The following is an 18,416-nucleotide window of genomic DNA, read 5'->3' on the forward strand; positions in this document are numbered from 1 at the left end:
TGCCGTTATGAGAAGCCGGGAGGCGGGACCATGGCGACGATTGCCTGGCTTATCAGTATCTGCGCGTTCATGGGCGGACTGGCGGTGAAGGCCGACCTGCCCTTTGCCCATGCGCATGATGTCGGCAATGTGTTGCTGGCGATCAGCGTGTTCGCTTGCCCGCTATTGTGGGACAACTGGATGGCGCGCGCGCTGCTGCCCGGCAAGCAGCGCCTCATGGCGTGCATCGCGCTGGTCGTGTTCGTCCCGGTGATCCTGCTGAGCTAGTTGCGCCGCGCAACTCGGCTTTTTAATCGAACAGGCTGGAGACGGAGCTCTCGTCCGCGATCCGCTTGATTGCTTCGCCGAGCAACGGCGCGATCGGCAGGTGGCGGATGCGCGTCGAGTTATGCACGGCATCGGTGCCGAGGATCGAATCGGTGATGACCAGCTCGGTCAGCTGCGACGCATCGACGCGCGCCACTGCCCCACCCGACAGCACGCCGTGGGTGACATAGGCCGCGACCCCTTCTGCCCCCGCATTCTTCAGCGCGGCGGCCGCGTTACACAGCGTCCCCGCCGAATCGACGATATCGTCGATCAGCACGCAGAACCGGCCCTTCACGTCGCCAATGATGTTCATCACTTCCGACTCGCCTGCCCGCTCACGGCGCTTGTCGACGATGGCGAGCGGCGCGTTATCGAGCCGCTTGGCGAGCGCACGGGCACGCACCACGCCGCCGACGTCGGGCGACACGACCATGATGTTCTTGTCGCCGAAGCGCGCCTGAATATCCGCCGACATCACGGGCGCGGCGAACAGGTTGTCGGTGGGAATATCGAAGAAGCCCTGAATCTGCCCGGCGTGGAGATCAACCGACAGCACCCGGTCGGCCCCAGCCGTGGTGATGATGTTGGCGACCAGCTTGGCGGAAATCGGCGTGCGCGGGCCGGGCTTCCGGTCCTGCCGCGCATAGCCGAAATAGGGGACCACCGCCGTGATGCGCTTGGCCGACGCACGCTTGAGCGCATCAATGCAGATCAGCAGCTCCATCAGATTGTCGTTGGTCGGGTAGCTGGTCGACTGGATCAGGAACACATCCTCGCCACGCACATTCTCATGCACCTCGACGAACACTTCCTCATCGGCGAAGCGCCGGACGCTGGCGTTGGTGAGCGGCATTTCGAGATAGGCGGCAATGGCGCGCGCCAGTGGGAGGTTGGAATTGCCCGTCATCAACTTCATGGTCGCGCCCCCGTGATCGACTCGATTGAAACCGCCGCCGCCTCCCCGCTGTGCTTCTGTGACACGGACATGACGGTGCGACCGGCGATCCTTTAGCCGCCCCGGTCCCGCGTGGAAAGGCGCTTTTGCGCGGGACGAGAAAATGCTCTAGGTGCGCCGCTATGACAGAGAGACTGACAATCGCCCTCGCCCAGCTGTCGCAGACGATGGGCGACCTTGCGGGCAATGCCGACGCGATGCTGGCGTGGCGCGAAAAGGCTGCGGGTGCGGACCTGATCGTGTTCCCCGAATTGCAGCTGATCGGCTATCCGCCGGAGGATCTGGTGTTGAAACCCGCGTTGATCGAGCGGGCGGGGGAACAATTGCTGCGTCTTGCCAAGGCGACCGCCGATGGCGGCCCGGCTATGCTCGTGGGCACGGTGATCGCCGCGCAGGGCCTGCTGTTCAACTGCGTCGCTTTGCTCGATGGTGGAGAGATCAAGGCAGTGCGGCAGAAGCGAGAACTGCCCAATTATGGGACATTCGACGAAAAGCGCCTGTTCGCCCCCGGCCCACTCGCCGATCCGGTCGATTTTCGCGGCGTGAAGCTCGGCCTGCCGATCTGCGAGGACGTGTGGTATCCGTTCGTTTGCGCGCATCTGCGCGAGCGAGGCGCGGAAATCCTGATCACGCCCAATGGCAGCCCCTATGAAATCGGCAAGGACGAGCGCCGCATGAGCCAGGTCTGCGCCGCGCGGGTGCGGGAAACCGGTCTGCCGATCGCCTATCTCAACCGCGTCGGCGGGCAGGACGAACTGGTGTTCGACGGCGCGTCCTTTGTGATGAACGCCGACGGGTCGGTTGCGTGGCAGATGGCCGATTGGGATGAAGCTCTGGTGCTCACCCAGTGGGAACGCGCGGACGAAGGCGGCTGGCACTGCGTAGAGGGGGAGCGGCACACGCTCGATCCCCATCCGGAAGATAGTTACAACGCGATGGTCGTAGGGCTGCGTGACTATGTGAATCGCAACCGCTTCCCCGGCGTGGTGCTGGGCCTGTCGGGCGGGATCGACAGCGCATTGTCCGCCGCGATCGCGGTCGATGCGCTCGGGGCCGACCGGGTATGGTGCGTGATGATGCCGTCGCGCTTTACCGGTAGCGAGAGCCTGGAGGACGCGGCGGAATGCGCGCGCATGCTGGGAGTAAAACTCGACACGATTGTCATTGCACCCGCGATGGAGGCGCTTGACGGGATGTTGGCGGACGTCTTCACAGGGCGGAGTCCGGATCTTACCGAAGAGAATATCCAGTCGCGCATCCGCGGCGTGACGCTGATGGCGATCAGCAACAAATATGGCCACATGCTCCTCACTACCGGCAACAAGAGCGAAATGTCGGTGGGCTATGCCACCATCTATGGCGACATGGCGGGCGGCTATTCGGTGCTGAAGGACGCCTACAAGACGACCGTGTTCGACCTCTCCCGCTGGCGTAATGAGCATGTCTCCTCCATAGGGCTGGGCACGGCCGGGCCGGTCATGCCGGAGCGGGTCATCACCAAGCCGCCGACCGCCGAACTGCGCGAGAACCAGAAGGACGAGGACAGCCTGCCGCCTTATGAGGTGCTCGATCCCATCCTCTACGGGCTGGTGGAGCAGGAACTGTCGGTCGATGCGCTAGTCGCACGCGGGTTCGAACGCGAGACCGTCGCCCGGATCGAGCAGCTATTATATATCGCGGAATACAAAAGGCGGCAGGCGCCTCCCGGCGTAAAACTGGGTAGCCGGAATTTCGGCCGCGATCGCCGCTACCCTATTACCAACGCATTCCGCACATCCTGATCGGTCCTGATCCATGACGCTTACCCGCTTTGCCCCTTCGCCCACCGGCCATCTGCACGTCGGAAATCTGCGGACCGCCATCCATAACTGGCTGTGGGCGCGCCGGAACGGGGGCCAATTTTGGCTGCGCATGGACGATACCGACGCCGAGCGCTCACACGAGGATTATGCGCAAGGCATCCGCGCCGATCTGGCGTGGTTAGGAATGCGGCCGGACGGGGAAGTGCGTCAGTCCGACCGGTTCGCGATTTATGAAGCACGCTTTACAGAATTAAGCGCCAGCGGCCATGTCTATCCCTGTTATGAGAGCGCACAGGAACTGGATATCAAGCGCAAGATCGCGCTCGGGCGTGGACTGCCGCCGGTCTACGACCGCGCCGCTCTTGCGCTCACATCCGCAGAAATTCAGGCGTTTGAAGCGGAAGGCCGCACGCCGCACTGGCGCTTCCGGCTCGATCATGATCAGCCCATTGCCTGGGACGATCGCATCCGGGGTCCGCAGCATTTCGAGGCGCATCTTTTGTCCGATCCGGTGATCCGCCGGGCGGACGGAAGCTGGCTCTATATGCTCCCTTCTGTAATAGACGATATAGAAATGGGCGTGACCGATGTGGTGCGGGGGGAGGACCATGTCTCGAACACAGCCACCCAGATCCAGATGTTCGCCGCTCTGGGTGCCCCCTGCCCGTCCTTTGCCCATGCGGCGCTGCTGACGGGTACCGAGGGAAAATTGAGCAAGCGACTGGGATCCGTGGGCATTTCCGCGTTTCGGGATGCCGGGATCGAACCCATCACCCTGATCGCGCTGCTGGCGCGGATCGGCACCAGCGATCCGGTCGAGCCGGTGACCGACGTCGCGCCTTTGGTCGAGCACTTCGACTTCAGCCGATTCGGCCGAGCACCCGCACGATTCGACGAGCAGGAACTCGCGCAGCTCAACCAGAAGATCATCCATCATCTCGAATTTGACGCGGTGCGTGAACGCCTGCCGGAAGGCATGGAAGAGGCCGCATGGATCGCGGTGCGCGGCAATATCGAGACGGTGGCGGGCGCGGCGTTCTGGTGGAATATCATGCAAGGCTCAATTTCCACGCCAGCGCTGGACGTCGACGACCGCAAATTCGTCGCGCAAGCGCGCACCGTCCTTGCCGATCTGCCGTTTGACGCGACCATCTGGCGCACGCTGACCGACGCGCTCAAGGCGGAAACGGGGCGCAAGGGCAAGGCCCTGTTCCTGCCGCTGCGCATTGCCCTTACCGGGGAAGAGCATGGACCGGATATGAGCGCGCTGCTGCCCCTGATCGGCCGCGACCGCGCCCTAGAGCGACTGGCAAGCGCCTCGGCAGTTTAATTATCTTCACATTATCTCGTTAAATCAACATGATGGTGCCCGCCTCGGCAACGAGCCAGGCGCGCTTTGCCGGTGCGCGCATTTTGTGCATGCACCCCCTATACATCTTAAATGATACGGTATAACATTTCTAAAGCAGCCATTATAAGGACTGCACAGGAGAAGGAGGATGCCGATGATCCGTTTTCCCGACCACGCTCAACCCGCCACGACCGGTTATACCGGCCAACGTACGTCCCCCACCGCTATCACGGCCGCTATCGCCGTTCATGCCGTCGTCGCCGGTGCCATCATCCTGATGCCGCCGCAGATCGTGAAGGCGATCAAGGATCCCTTTATCAAGGTCCATTGGGTCGAACCGGACCCCACCCCGCCTCCGCCCCCGACGTCCCAGCCGGAGCCGCGCCAAAAAGTTCAAAAAGCACGGACAACACCGAACCCCGATCCGCAACCGAGGGCACAGGATCCTATCGTCCCGAGCGGCAATAGCGGCGGTGACGTCCTTACCTGGCCCACGGGTGGATCCGGCGATGGCGGCGGGATCATGCCCGCCGATCCGCCGCCGCCGCCCGTAATAACGGAGGCCCGTCCCGACCCGGCCCGTATGAAGGATTTTCAACCGCCCTATCCGGCGTCCATGATCCGTGCGCAGATCGAAGGCTTTGCCACCGTGCGTGTCCATATCACCGCGCAGGGCCGCGTGGACGCGATAGAACGGATCGAGGCGACCAGCGACGCGTTCTGGAGCGCGACCCGGGAACAGGCGCTGTCGCGCTGGCGGTTCCGGCCCGCCACACGCGATGGCGTTGCGATCGAGTCAGAACGCGTGATGACCGTGCGTTTCCGGCTGGATTGAAGAAAAGGCGGGGCATTGTCCCCGCCTTCCCGCTTTTGCTCAGGCCGGAAGCGGTCCGGCGCGCACAATGTCGGCCAGTGGCTTGCGACTGCTGGCCTTCTCGCCGCCGTGCATCTGCTCGGGCAGCACCGACGGGTCGGCCCGCCGTCCCACCGCCACTGCGGCTTCGATCCGCAACCGGTCCGGAACATTCAGAATGCGGCGCGCCGCATCCATGTCCACGCCCGTCATTCCGTGCGCATGGAGGCCCAAACGCTGCGCCTGCAAGGCGAGCGCCATCCACGCCGCTCCGGCATCAAAACTGTGGCTGTGCGAAGGTGTAGGCGTATCCTGCGGCGCTTTTTGCGACATGGTGTCGGACAGGATGTAGATCAGAACGGACGCGTTCTTCGCCCAGCTCTGGTTGAACGGGATCAGCGCGCTCAGGAAGCTGTCCCAATTGGCGTCGTCGCGCTGCGCATACAGGAACGTCCACGGCTGATAGTTGAACGACGACGGCGCCCAGCGCGCAGCCTCGAACAGGCGCATCAGGGTTGCCTCATCCAGTGCGCTCGCATCGAAAGCGCGTGGGGACCAGCGATGCAGGATCAGGGGTTCGATGTCATGCTCGGCTTGTCTGTCCGTCATAGAATGTCCTTGTAGGGGCGATAAACGCCAAGTGAGAGGATGCCTCCACGCAGGCGACACCGTACAGACGTGACTACCGGGCGCTGCGCTAAAAGAAAAGCTTCCGAATGGTGAGACGGATCGTCCGCCCGGAAGGATCGAGATAATCCGGCTGGTAGTTCACCGGTACCAGACCGTTGGCGTTGCGGACATTCTGGCGTTGGTTGAACAGGTTATCGACGCTGAACGTAACCCGGGTACCGCGCAGCCAAGGCATGCGCTTTACCAAATCACGGTTGGCGCCGAGCGACGCGAACAGACGAAGATCGACGGTCGCCAGCGGCGAAAAACGCAGGCTGCTCGCGTTCGCCGCCGAGCCCCCGGTCACCGAAGTCGCGCTTTGCCAGTTGACGTCGACCCGTGCGCCCAGACCGTTGCGGTTCACCCCCAGCCGCCCTTCCAGCTCATGCCGGGGCTGGCCGCCGCTATTACCGGTAGTCGCGCCGTCCAGCAGATCCAGCAGCGGCACGCCCGGGGCAATGAGAATGTCTTCGCGCAGGTGCCATGTGTGATAGAACGAGAACTGCAGGCGGGTTTGGCCGAATCCTCCTCCGCCCCCGCCGCCGAAGCCGCGGCCACCGCCCGGGAAGCCCCCTCGCCCGCCCGGGCCTCCCTCGGGCGGTGGAGGCGCTCCGGCCGCTTCCGTACCGGGCGGAGGCGGTTCGGCACCGCCCGGCGCTCGGCTTTCCCCGCCTCCGGCGCGCGAGCGGCCACCGCCTCCCGCGAAATCCGGCCTGCGCGCTTGCCCAAAGGTCTTCGTCAGATTGACGCCCCAGCGCAGTTCTTCCTGATCGGACCGCGCGAAATTCACCGGGCGCGTATCAATGCTTATGAGCTGTCCGTTGGCGTCGCGTACGAACCGGTCCGGAAAGGCCGCCTCGATCGTGGCAGTCGGCGCGGGGAGAGAGGCGATGACGTTGCGAATGCGACTCTTTGTGTAGTTCGCACTAAACGAAATATTGCGGTCGCCGAAGGGACGGACTGTTGCGCCCAACTTCAGCACACGGCGATTGTCACCGGTCAGGAACGGGTTCCCGCCGCTGATTTGCGTGATATTGACGGTTTCCTGCCGCACATAATCGAAGACGCGTACATTTGCGATGGACTCGGTGGGGCCGCCAAGCTGTTGCACCGTCGGCGCTCCATCCTCATGCGTTACGGAGGCGACCAGATCGATCACCGGGACCGGTGACCAGCTGATGCCATAGCCGAGCGTGCGCAAGGTTCCGAAATCCGACAGCCGGTCGTAGGCGATGTTGAAATTCGCGTTGAGCGTTCCGAGCGGCGCCAGCACATCGCGCCGCGCGCTGGCGATCGGAATATCGAAGCTTGCCTGCCCACTCGCGGTCGCCCGTTCGACATCGGTACGGCGTTCGATGCCCGAGCGCAGCGACCGTCCTTCGAAATCATCCAGATCGCCTCCCGCCTTGACCGTCACATTGGCGTTCCCCGCCGGAAGCTTCAGCAGGGGGCCGCTCGTCACCAGTTCCAGCGTCGCCACCTGATCGGTGGACAACGCCGTATCGCGGGGACTGAGAGCACGATCTGACCGCGAACGCGTGTGGGTGATGTCATAGTTCGCCGTCACCGAAAATTGCCAGGGCGCGATAGCTCCGCTGATCATCGCGCCCGCATGGCCCGTTTGCGTTTCCACATGACGCCGCAGGCCTTGCGCCACGACGGTCCCAACGGGAAGAAAGCCGCCCAAGCCATTCTCGCTCGTGCTCGTTTCCCCCCGGATGTTGAGCGTCCCCGCGAGGCCATTCCCCAAGTTCCGGTTAAGCGTCCCGTTGACCGAAGCGGTGTCGGTCCGCCCCACCAAGGTGCGGAACGCGCGTTCGTCGAGCGCCCCGGGAGTGACAGGCGGAGCGATGTCGCGGTCATTCTCGTACAGTGGCGAAACATGCTGATATTGCGTGTTGAGCGACCAGCGGCCCGCCTTGTCGATGCGCAACAGCGTCACGTCCGCCTTGCCCCCCACGCCGCCGCCATCTGTTGTGATGCTGGGACCCAGTTCGGCCGTTACCGCGCGAAACCGCGCGCGCAGCACGATGTTGACGACACGCTGATCCGCGCGATAGCCGTAGCGCAGCGCCAATTCCTCCGGATAGATCTCCACCCGCGCAATCGCTTCGGTGGGAAGGTCGCGCACTTCGGCAAATCCGGTGGTCCGTAGCCCATTGATAAGGACGACCGGGCGGCCATTGCCGCGACCCCGGCTGCTGGCGGTTTGCGGCGCCAAGGCATCGAGCAATTCGGTAATATTGCTGACCCCCAGCCCCCGCACGTCGCGACCGGTGAAGGTCACTTCGGCGGGAATATTACCGACAACGGAGCCGGGGAGCTTTGTCCCCGTGACGACGATGTCTTCATCGGCTTCGTCTCCTTCATTGAGGGCCGGGTCTGCTCCGCCACCCCCTCCGCCGCCCGCTGGTGCGGTCGTGGCCTGATCAGGACGTGGTTCCGTTGTGATCTGCGCAAGGGCAGGCGCCACAAGGAATGGCGTCAGAACAGTGGTGAGCAGAAGGGAGCGGGTTAATGCAAGTGTCATGGTCAACCGGGTAGGAGGCCCATGCTGAACCCGTGATGAGCATGAAAGTTGCGTGCCGGATTATCGCCGCACAGGAAAGCGGGCAACGACGCTAAATAGGCTCGCCCGACAGACGCTGGCACAGCATATCCAGCTGATCGAGCGTGGAATAATGCAGCGTCACCGTTCCCGCGCCCGCTTTGGTGAATCCGATCTGGACCTTGAGCCCGAGAATATCCGCCAGATGACGTTCGATCGCCGCGATGTCGGCGTCGCGGGAGACGCCGTTGCCCGCGGCCGACCCGGATCCCGATTTTCCCGACGCAGTCTTCTTCGCCCTCTGGACCAGCGCCTCAACCTCGCGGACGGAAAGGCCCTTGTCGATGATTTGCCGGGCGATGGTCTCGGCGTCGTCGAGCCCGATCAGCGCGCGGGCATGGCCCATGCTCATCTGCCCGTCGCGCACCGCCTGCTGCACCGCGACGGGCAGATCGAGCAGCCGCACCAGATTGGCGACATGGCTGCGCGACTTGCCCATGAGGCGGCCCAAGGCTTCCTGGCTGTGCCCATATTCGGCAATCAGGCGCGCATAGGCCTGCGCCTCTTCCATCGGATTGAGGTCTTGCCGCTGGATATTTTCGACCAGAGCGACTTCGAGCGTCTCGGCATCGTCGAACTCACGAACGATGGCGGGAATGCGGTGCAGCTGCGCACGCTGCGCAGCCCGCCAGCGTCGTTCACCCGCTACGATCTGATAACCGCCTCCCGCAAGGGGCCGAACGACGATGGGCTGGATCACGCCGCGCCGCGCGATGCTGTCCGCCAGCTCCTGCAACGCCTGTTCGTCGAACTGCCGCCGCGGCTGGTCTGGATGACCAGAAATGCGACTTATATCAATGGCTTGCACTGATTTGTTGCTTGCTCCCTCTTGAGGCGTCGCGGCAATCGATTCCTCCTGCGCGACTTCACCCAGCAACGCGGACAATCCCCGCCCCAGCCCGTGCGGTCGGCGGGTGACGCGGCTCGGCTTGGTGGATCCTTCCTGCACGGGGTCGCTCATGCCGCCATCTCCGGTTGCGGCAGGCGACCGATCAGTTCGCGCGCCAACTGCATATAGGCCTCCGATCCCGAGCAGCGATAATCATAGATCAATGCCGGCATACCGTGGCTCGGCGCTTCCGAAAGGCGCACATTGCGCGGGATGACCGTATCGAAAACCACATTGCCCAGACAAGCACGCACGTCATCCGCCACCTGATCGGTCAAGCGGTTGCGCCGGTCGTACATGGTAAGCGCCACGCCCATGATCGAAAGACGTGGATTGAACCGGCCCCGAATCCGCTCGACCGTGGTGAGAAGTTGCGACAAACCCTCCAGTGCGAAAAACTCGCACTGGAGTGGCACCAGCAAGGATTGCGCGGCGACCATGGCGTTGACCGTCAACAACCCCAGCGAAGGCGGGCAATCGATCAAGCAAATGTCCCACTGGTCGCGGCCTTCGTCCAGCGCCTTGCCCAGAAGATGCGTACGGTCGGGCACATCGATCAGCTCGATTTCTGCACCGGACAGATCTTGCGTGGCGGCGATGATATCGAGCTTTGGCACGCGGGTCGGCATGACCGCATCGCTCAGCGCGCATTCGTTGGTAAGAACGTCGTAGCTGGAGCGCAGGCGGGAAGAGGGATTGATACCCAACCCGGTTGACGCATTGCCCTGGGGATCCAGATCAATCAGCAACGTGCGATGCCCGGTAGCCGCGAGTGCGGTGGCAAGATTGATGGCCGTGGTAGTTTTGCCCACGCCGCCTTTCTGATTGGCAATCGCTATGCGGATCATGCTTTTCGGCCGCCCTTTGCTTTGACATCGCTGATCGTCAGGATTGCGCTTTCGCTATCGGTGACGCTCTGTTCCACGTGAAACACAAACTGCCACATTGCTCGCGCCGCCGCCACTTCATTCTGCCACTGTCGGCCTTTTGGAAGGACCCACACCGTCTTTTTCCCTGCCATGTGCAGCGTCGTTTCGAGCAATTTGGCCAGTGGCGCGTAGGCCCGCGCGGTAATCGTTGCTGCCCGTTGCGGTGCGTTCCAGCTTTCGACCTTTGCCAGATGCACGGACGCGTTGGTAAGGGAAAGGACGTCGATAACAGACCGCAGAAATTCCACCCGCAGTCGACGCGACTCGATCATAATGACCGGCGATGGCTGGAGAAGGGCCAGGACAATAGCGGGCAGCCCCGCTCCCGATCCGACGTCGACCCATGGAGCCTTAGTTTGTGGTCGGCTGAGCAACAATTGTGCGCTGTCCACGATGTGCCGCGCCCATATATGATCGTGCGTCGATGCGGCAATGAGGTTTTGCTTGGCCGTTTCCGCAAGCAGGAGAGCGACATATCGCTCCAAGGCGTCCCATGTTTCACGTGAAACATCGAAGTGGCTCTGCAACCACGCCCGCGCTTCTTCCTCACTCACGCGGCTTTCCGCCGCACGGCCACAAGGATTGCCGCTAGTGCCGCCGGAGTGATGCCCCTCACCCTCCCCGCTTCGGCAAGCGTTTGGGGACGCGCCAGCATGAGCTTCTCTCTCATCTCCAGAGACAATCCACCAAGGGACTCATAGTCGAAGTCCCCTGGCACGGGAATGTTCTCATTCTGCCGGAGATCCGCGATCTCCGCCGCCTGCCGTTCCAGATACGGTGCATAGCGTGCATCTTCCAGGATCTCCTCGCGGAGGTCGGGATGCACCGTTGTGATCGAAGGCACCAGCTGCTCGATGACATCTGGACCCACCTCGGCAAAACGCGCCCACTCGAACAGCGAGCGACGCGATCCATCCTGGCGGACCGGGGCACCCGAGCGCGCCATCTCACTTGCGCTGTAGGTGGCCGCCATGTCTCTTTCGATACCAGCCCGATCGTCAGCGCGAGCCGCATCGAATGCTCTGCGCTCGGCACCGATCAAGCCCCACTCCAGTCCCAATGGCCCAAGCCGCGTCGCCGCATTATCCGCCCTAAGGTGCAAGCGGTATTCTGCGCGCGCCGTCAGCATCCGGTACGGTTCCGTCACACCCTGCAGCACAAGGTCGTCGATCATCACCCCAATATAGCTAGAGGCGCGATCCAGGGTTACCGGGGCAAGATCGATCGCATGAGCCGCTGCGTTGGCTCCCGCTACAAGTCCCTGTGCTGCCGCTTCCTCATAGCCCGTCGTGCCATTGATCTGCCCGGCGCAGAACAGGCCCGGCAACGCCGATAATGCCAGCCGGCGGTCAAGCGCGCGCGGATCGACATAATCATATTCCACTGCATAGCCGGGAACGACCATCTCGACGTCGGCCAACCCCTCCATGGACCGCACCATGGCGAGCTGAACATCGGTAGGAAGGGAAGTGCTGATGCCGTTGGGGTAGACAAGATGCGTGTCCAGCCCTTCCGGCTCGAGAAAGACCTGATGTCCGTCGCGGTCGCCAAAGCGGTGAATCTTGTCTTCGATAGAGGGACAATAACGCGGCCCCCGCCCCTCGATTGCGCCACTGAATAAAGGGGAACGGTCAAGACCCGCCCGGATGAGATCATGCGTCCGCGCATTGGTGCGGGTGATGGCGCAGAAGATCTGGGGAAGCTGCCGTCCGGCCGTCATGGGTGACATCGTCCAACCCGATGAGTCTGACGGCTGCTCCGGCAAGGCCGCCCAATCGATCGTTCGCCCGTCCAAGCGCGGCGGCGTTCCGGTTTTCAGCCGTTCGATCGGCAAATTTAGCGCACGCAGCCGATGCCCGAGAGCTATCGCGGACAGTTCGTCGATCCGCCCGCCGGTGAGAAGTTCCTCCCCCCGGAACAGCCGCCCACCCAGAAACGTGCCGGTCGCGAGAACGATCGCCCTGCCGTCGACGGCGCTATCATCGCCGAGTTTCACCCCGACGACCTGGTTGTTGTTCACGAGGAGGTCGACAACTTCCCCCTCGATCACATCGATGTTGGGGTAGGCCGCAACCATCGCGGCGATTGCGGAACGGAAGCGTTTGCGATCCGCCTGTACGCGCGGGCCTTGGACAGCCTTGCCCTTGCTGCTGTTGAGCATGCGGTGGTGGATCGCACCAGCGTCCGCGCCGCGTGCGAGCAACCCATCGAGTGCGTCGACCTCGCGGACGAGATGCCCCTTCCCCAAGCCGCCGATCGCCGGATTGCACGACATCGCTCCAATGCCGGACTTGGCGAAGGTGACCAGCGCCGTCCGGGCGCCGCGGCGCGCTGACGCAGCCGCAGCTTCGCACCCCGCATGGCCGCCACCCACTACGATAACATCATAGGAACTCATGCCGTCCCCTTACGGGAAGGCGGTGTCTACGTCAAAGACGGGGACCTTGTTTCACGTGAAACATCACTTGCCGACGCAGAAACGGGAAAAAAGCGTATCGAGCATGTCTTCTACTCCGGCCCTTCCCACCAATGCGTCCAGCGCCTTTACGGCAACGCGGATTTCTTCCGCCATGAGCAGGAGGTCGTCCTGAACGGCACAGTGTTTCAGAGCGCGGGTCATTGCTTCAATAGCTTGACGCTGGCGGCGATGCAGCGAAAATGCTCCCTCGCGCGGAACCCACGCTTTTGCGCGGTCGAGCAACGCAGCGACCAACGCATCCATCCCGGCACCCGTGATAGCGGAAACCGCAATGGCAGTGGAGGCGAGCGGTTGCCATCCTGGGCGGTCGCACTGTGCCGCGATGAGGATAGCCCCATCCGGCCTGTTCCCTTCTGGCCCCAGCCACAGTACGATATCCGCATCGTCCACAGCGGCCCGCGCCCGCTCCATTCCCATGCGCTCGATCACGTCGCTGGTTTCATCGCGCAGCCCTGCCGTATCCGTGAACACGAAAGGGATGCCGCCGATCCCAACAACCGCTTCGATGCTGTCACGGGTCGTGCCGGCAATGTCGGATACGATCGCCGCCTCACGACCAACCAATGCATTGAGAAGCGTGGACTTTCCTGCATTGGGTGGCCCAGCGAGAACGACCCGGATTCCGTCGCGCAGACGTTCGGCGGATGGGGCGGTGAGTGCGGTCTCCATCTCCACGTGCAGCGTCGAAACAAGCGCCCGGATGGCAACGGTGGACGCGTCACCCACATCCTCTTCGTCAGAAAAATCGAGGTCTGCTTCGATCATCGCCGCAATCCGCAGCAGCTCCGCGCGCCACGTTTCCAGCAGACGGGACAGGATCCCCTCGGCCATCGAGAGGGCGGCGCGGCGCTGTGCCTCCGTCTCGGCAGCGAGCAGATCGGCGAGCCCTTCCGCTTCGTTCAGGTCGATCCGGCCATTTTCGAACGCGCGTCGGGTAAACTCCCCCGGCTTGGCCTCACGGGCGTCCGCCTCGCGCGCCAAAGCCGTCAACACAACGTGGACCACCGCCTGCCCGCCATGACAGTGCCATTCCACCAGATCCTCGCCGGTCACACTGTGTGGACCCACGAAAGGGAGAGCCAAAGCGCGGTCGAGCAGGGTTCCATCTGCGGGATCGCGAAGCGCCACCAGCCGCGCAAAGCGTGCCTTGCCCAATGATCGACCGGTAAATCGTTGATGAATTTCAAAGGCTTTTGGGCCACTGATACGAAGGACGGCGATGCCGGCCGGAGGCCGCCCGCTCGAGAGGGCGAAAATCGTATCAGCCACTACAGAAAATCAGCCCTTGCCGGTCTTGCCGCCCGTTCCCGTCACGCTGCCCGCTCCGCCCAGGCCGATATCCATCATCTGGCCGAACAGTTTCATCCCGGCATCTCCCATCGGCGAAAACGCATTGATGAGCTTGCTCATCTGATCGAGGCTTCCTGCCCCGTCCATCGCGCTCATCAGCGTATCGATATATTTGTCATGCAGCGGAGAAAGATCGGGAAGCCCTAAAAAGGAGCGGGCTTCTTCCGGCGTGCAGTCACAGTTGACGGTAAACTTCATCGCACATCCTTTCGCCCAGCTGGCGCGATTGTGCCGCAAAGCACGGGTCTTTACCAGCCAATTGATACGAGCGGGTCTCCGCCGCGGCGGCGATCAGAACAGGGTCAACAGCCCAACATTATGATCGACAAACCCCTCGTAGATCATCTTGGCCGCAACGTAGAGGATCACTGCCAGGCCGACATAGGCGATCCAGCGATAGCGCTCGATATATTTCGCGATCACATTCGCAGCGATGCCCATCAAAGCGACCGAAAGAATAAGGCCGATAATCAAGATGCCGGGGTGCTCACGCGCCGCACCGGCGACCGCCAGCACATTGTCCAGACTCATGCTGACATCCGCGACGGCAACGGCCCAAGCGGCGGCGGCGAAGCTTTTCGCCGGACGCAAACCGCTATGCTCGTCGCCCTCGACCTCGGGCGATCCCGCACTATCTCCGGCACCGGCGGGATGAAGCTCGCGGTACATTTTCCAGCTGACCCACAGCAGCAGCAGGCCGCCCGCGAGGATCAGTCCCACCACCTGCATCAACTGGCTGACGACCAACGCAAAGCCGATACGCAGCACCAGCGCGGCAATAATGCCGATCAGGATGACCTTCTTGCGCTGCGCCAGCGGCAATCCCGCGGCGAGCGCGCCCACTACAATGGCATTATCTCCCGCCAGCAGGATGTCGATCATCAACACCTGTCCGAACGCCGCCAACGCACTCGGCGAGCCGATGTTGGAGAAATCGTTGACGATATGCCCCCAGATATCCGCCGGAGACCCAAGCGAGGGCGCGGCAGCGGCGGCGGAAATCAGCAGGTCGATCATAGCGCTCGTCCCCGATTACTGATTCATCGAGTCGAAGAAATCCTCGTTGCTCTTGGAATCCTTCATCTTGTCGAGCAGGAATTCCATGGCGTCGACCGTGCCCATCTGCATGAGAATGCGGCGCAGCACCCACATCTTGCTGAGCTTGCCCTTCTCGACCAGCAATTCTTCCTTGCGGGTACCGGACTTGCCGACGTCGAGCGACGGGAAGATGCGCTTGTCGGACACCTTTCGATCGAGCACGATTTCGCTGTTACCGGTGCCCTTGAACTCCTCGAAGATCACTTCGTCCATGCGGCTGCCGGTGTCGATCAGCGCGGTCGCGATGATCGAGAGCGAGCCGCCTTCCTCGATATTGCGTGCCGCACCGAAGAAGCGCTTGGGCCGCTGGAGCGCGTTGGCATCCACACCGCCGGTCAGCACCTTGCCGGAGCTGGGGACGACCGTGTTATAAGCACGACCCAGACGCGTGATGGAATCGAGCAGGATGACGACATCCTTCTTGTGCTCGACCAGACGCTTGGCCTTCTCAATCACCATTTCGGCAACCGCAACATGGCGCGTAGCGGGTTCGTCGAAGGTGGAGGATACGACCTCACCCTTCACACTGCGCTGCATGTCGGTGACTTCTTCGGGCCGCTCGTCGATGAGCAGCACGATCAGGAACACTTCGGGGTGGTTGTCGGTGATCGCCTTGGCGATGTTCTGCAACAAAACGGTCTTGCCGACGCGCGGCGGCGCAACGATCAGCGCGCGCTGGCCCTTGCCCTGCGGCGCAACGATATCGATCACGCGCGCCGACTTGTCCTTGACGGTCGGATCCAGCGTATCGAGGCGCAGCTTCTCGTCCGGGTACAGCGGCGTGAGGTTGTCGAAATTGACGCGGTGGCGCACCGCATCGGGATCATCGAAATTGACCGAGATGATCTTGGTGAGGGCGAAATAGCGCTCGCCATCCTTGGGCGCGCGGATCTCGCCTTCCACAGTGTCACCGGTGCGCAGACCATATTTGCGCACCTGGTTGGGCGACACATAGATGTCGTCCGGCCCAGCGAGATAGTTCGCTTCGGGCGACCGTAGAAAACCGAACCCGTCGGGCAGCACCTCGATCGTGCCGACACCCATGATCTGCTCGCCATTTTCGGCTTCGGCTTTCAGGATCGCGAACATCAGATCCTGCTTGCGCAGCGTCGATGCGCCCTCCACGCCGAGTTCTTCCGCCATCGTCACCAGATCGGCGGGCGAGTGTTTTTTAAGGTCTTTGAGGTGCATCCGGTCGGTCCGAAGTGAGATGATGGGCCAGGAAAAGGCGGATCATGCGGGAAAAAGGGAAAGAGAACGCGCAGGACGCGCCGTTCTGGACGCAGAGTTAATCCGCCCCCACCGCCAAGTCAAGTCGGCGGCCGCACCGCCCGTCTCATGCGATCAGAAAGGCTTGACGATCGCGAGGACCACGATGATCGCGGCCGCAATCCCTGGCACCTCGTTCATCAGGCGGAGCTGCTTGTCGGACAGCGTCCGCTCGCCCCGCGCCAGCTTCTTCGCATAGCCCACGACCCAGCCATGATAGCCGGAAAGAGCAAGCACAAACAACAGCTTGGCGTGAAACCAGCCCATCGTCCACGCGCCGATGTTCACCATCAGCATCAAACCAAAGATCCACACGATCACCAGCGACGGGTTGAGGATGATGCGGCGCAGCTTGGCCTCGCGATCAATCCATTTGCGGTCTTCGTCCGACCCGACGGCGCATTCCTGATGATAGACGAAGAAGCGCGGCATCATGAACAGCCCGGCCATCAGGAAGATGACGAAAATGATATGCGCCGCCTTGACCCACAGATAGGCGTTACCCAGAAAGCCCATCATACCCTCCAAAACCCGTCGCTTACTGACCGATCCGCGCCAGCAATTGCTCGACATGCGCGATGGGCGCGTCGGGCAGTATGCCATGGCCCAGATTGAAAATATGGGGACGGTCGACGAAAGCGGCAAGGATATTGTCGACGCTGCGCGCCATGGCATCCCCCCCGGTAATCAACGCCAGCGGATCAAGATTGCCCTGGACCGGCAAGCCCTTGGGCAGCACCGCGTTGGCCCAGTGCGGATCGACCGTTTCATCGAGCCCGACCGCATCAACGCCGGTTTTCACCGCATAATCCAATAACTTCGCGCCCGCGCCCTTGGGAAAACCGATGATCGGCGTATGCGGATGGAGCGCCTTCAGCCGCTGCACTATCTGCGCATTGGGCGCGATCACCCACCGATCGAACTCCAGCGGCGCCAGGCTGCCTGCCCAGCTGTCGAACAACTGCACCGCTTCCACGCCCGCCTCTATTTGCCCGGACAGATAGGTAACGGTGGCATCGACAATCGCGTCGATCAGCGCACCGAACCGCTCCGGCTCTCCATAGGCCATCCGGCGCGCCGGCCCCTGATCCTTGCTTCCCTGTCCGGCCACCATGTAGGTCGCAATCGTCCAGGGGCTGCCCGCAAAGCCCAGGAAGGTCGCATTCTGGGGTAAGCGGGCCGCGACCTGCCGGATCGTGCTGTAGATGGCCTCGTACCGCCCCCAATCGGGTTGCAGGGCCGCGAGGTTGTGGCTGTCGAGCGTGGGGGCAAGGCGGGGACCCTCGCCTGCCTCGAACCACAAATCCTGTCCCATGGCATAGGGAACGATCAGGATATCGGAAAAGAGAATGGCTGCCCCCAATCCTCCCGGGCCGGTGCCGAACCGGTCGAGCGGCTGGAGCGTGATGTCCGCCGCAGCCGTGCTGTCATAGACCAGTGCCAGAAATCCGCCTTTTTCCGCACGCAGCGCGCGGTATTCCGGCAGATAGCGTCCAGCCTGGCGCATCAGCCAGACGGGGGGCACGTCCTGCCGTTCCCCGTGCAACACGGCGAGCAAGGGCTTCTTCACGGAGGCCGCACTTTCACGGACGAGCGCCGAAGACATGAGTCCTTAATATCCTCTTAATTTTAAGATTCTGTTGTTGAAGAATGATGGGCGGTGGACAACGGGGTTACTTCATTATGCCCGCAATTGCCAACAGCGAGGCGGCGAGACATTCCCCTGTTTTCAACGATTCCCGAAAACGCTCCCCGCTATCCACAGCCTGTGGATGAAAATCACGCCCTGTGGGACGTCTGTGGATAGATCCCGGAACAGCGGGAACAAGCGGGCGGAGCGCTTTTATCCACCATT

At 62.5% G+C, this 18,416-nt stretch carries 17 protein-coding genes; 4 read left to right on the plus strand and 13 right to left on the minus strand.

The features are described 5' to 3' along the window. Positions 1–30: 30 nt before the first annotated feature. Positions 31–267: a hypothetical protein gene (locus FHS92_RS09065; protein ID WP_184079706.1), complete on the plus strand. Its 237-nt coding sequence runs from the start codon at positions 31–33 to the stop codon at positions 265–267. A 22-nt stretch (positions 268–289) separates the two neighbouring features. Here the strand turns inward: FHS92_RS09065 and FHS92_RS09070 are convergent, their stop codons facing one another. Next, a complete protein-coding gene (locus FHS92_RS09070) occupies positions 290–1,225 on the minus strand; it encodes a ribose-phosphate pyrophosphokinase (RefSeq protein ID WP_184079708.1) in 936 nt (311 codons plus the stop codon). A 161-nt stretch (positions 1,226–1,386) separates the two neighbouring features. Here FHS92_RS09070 and FHS92_RS09075 point away from each other — a divergent pair, with 161 nt between their 5' ends. The 3 genes from FHS92_RS09075 to FHS92_RS09085 all read left to right on the plus strand — a co-directional run bounded on the left by FHS92_RS09075 (position 1,387) and on the right by FHS92_RS09085 (position 5,252). Next, the gene (locus FHS92_RS09075; protein ID WP_184079710.1) at positions 1,387–3,045 is read left to right on the plus strand and encodes an NAD+ synthase; all 1,659 of its coding nucleotides are present in this window, start codon (positions 1,387–1,389) and stop codon (positions 3,043–3,045) included. A gap of 13 nt (positions 3,046–3,058) precedes the next feature. Next, positions 3,059–4,396: a glutamate--tRNA ligase gene (gene gltX / locus FHS92_RS09080; RefSeq protein WP_184079712.1), complete on the plus strand. Its 1,338-nt coding sequence runs from the start codon at positions 3,059–3,061 to the stop codon at positions 4,394–4,396. Positions 4,397–4,571: 175 nt separating this feature from the next. Beyond that, positions 4,572–5,252 carry an energy transducer TonB gene (locus tag FHS92_RS09085; RefSeq protein ID WP_184079714.1) on the plus strand — a complete coding sequence of 227 codons (681 nt, stop codon included), beginning with the start codon at positions 4,572–4,574 and terminating at the stop codon, positions 5,250–5,252. 39 nt (positions 5,253–5,291) lie between these two features. Here FHS92_RS09085 and FHS92_RS09090 read toward each other — a convergent pair whose 3' ends face one another. From FHS92_RS09090 to hemE, 12 genes are all read right to left on the minus strand, one after another. Beyond that, entirely contained in the window at positions 5,292–5,879 is a 588-nt protein-coding gene (locus FHS92_RS09090) for a nitroreductase family protein (RefSeq protein WP_184079716.1), read from the minus strand. An 88-nt stretch (positions 5,880–5,967) separates the two neighbouring features. Further along, complete coding sequence (locus FHS92_RS09095; protein WP_184079718.1) at positions 5,968–8,469, minus strand: TonB-dependent receptor; 2,502 nt, start codon at positions 8,467–8,469, stop codon at positions 5,968–5,970. 91 nt (positions 8,470–8,560) lie between these two features. After that, positions 8,561–9,508, minus strand: a complete 948-nt coding sequence (locus FHS92_RS09100) for a ParB/RepB/Spo0J family partition protein (RefSeq protein ID WP_184079720.1) — start codon at positions 9,506–9,508, stop codon at positions 8,561–8,563. Next, a complete protein-coding gene (locus FHS92_RS09105; protein WP_184079722.1) occupies positions 9,505–10,284 on the minus strand; it encodes a ParA family protein in 780 nt (259 codons plus the stop codon). Before FHS92_RS09105 ends, FHS92_RS09100 begins: the two co-directional genes overlap by 4 nt. Then, positions 10,281–10,919 carry a 16S rRNA (guanine(527)-N(7))-methyltransferase RsmG gene (rsmG, locus tag FHS92_RS09110; protein WP_184079724.1) on the minus strand — a complete coding sequence of 213 codons (639 nt, stop codon included), beginning with the start codon at positions 10,917–10,919 and terminating at the stop codon, positions 10,281–10,283. The genes FHS92_RS09105 and rsmG overlap by 4 nt, the downstream gene beginning before the upstream one ends. After that, positions 10,916–12,763: a tRNA uridine-5-carboxymethylaminomethyl(34) synthesis enzyme MnmG gene (gene mnmG / locus FHS92_RS09115; RefSeq protein WP_184079726.1), complete on the minus strand. Its 1,848-nt coding sequence runs from the start codon at positions 12,761–12,763 to the stop codon at positions 10,916–10,918. The genes rsmG and mnmG overlap by 4 nt, the downstream gene beginning before the upstream one ends. Positions 12,764–12,826: 63 nt before the next feature. Continuing rightward, a complete protein-coding gene (gene mnmE, locus FHS92_RS09120) occupies positions 12,827–14,113 on the minus strand; it encodes a tRNA uridine-5-carboxymethylaminomethyl(34) synthesis GTPase MnmE (RefSeq protein ID WP_184079728.1) in 1,287 nt (428 codons plus the stop codon). A 9-nt stretch (positions 14,114–14,122) separates the two neighbouring features. Beyond that, entirely contained in the window at positions 14,123–14,392 is a 270-nt protein-coding gene (locus FHS92_RS09125) for a DUF6489 family protein (RefSeq protein ID WP_184079730.1), read from the minus strand. Between the two features lie 93 nt (positions 14,393–14,485). After that, entirely contained in the window at positions 14,486–15,211 is a 726-nt protein-coding gene (locus FHS92_RS09130) for a YjbE family putative metal transport protein (protein WP_184079732.1), read from the minus strand. Positions 15,212–15,226: 15 nt separating this feature from the next. Then, positions 15,227–16,483, minus strand: coding sequence for a transcription termination factor Rho (gene rho / locus FHS92_RS09135; protein ID WP_184079734.1), 1,257 nt, complete (start codon positions 16,481–16,483; stop codon positions 15,227–15,229). A gap of 153 nt (positions 16,484–16,636) precedes the next feature. Further along, entirely contained in the window at positions 16,637–17,077 is a 441-nt protein-coding gene (locus FHS92_RS09140) for a CopD family protein (protein ID WP_184080315.1), read from the minus strand. A gap of 22 nt (positions 17,078–17,099) precedes the next feature. Continuing rightward, entirely contained in the window at positions 17,100–18,167 is a 1,068-nt protein-coding gene (gene hemE / locus FHS92_RS09145) for a uroporphyrinogen decarboxylase (protein ID WP_184079736.1), read from the minus strand. Positions 18,168–18,416 lie beyond the last annotated feature (249 nt).

The organism is Sphingobium subterraneum, from assembly GCF_014199435.1.
Classification (GTDB): Bacteria; Pseudomonadota; Alphaproteobacteria; order Sphingomonadales; family Sphingomonadaceae; genus Sphingobium; species Sphingobium subterraneum.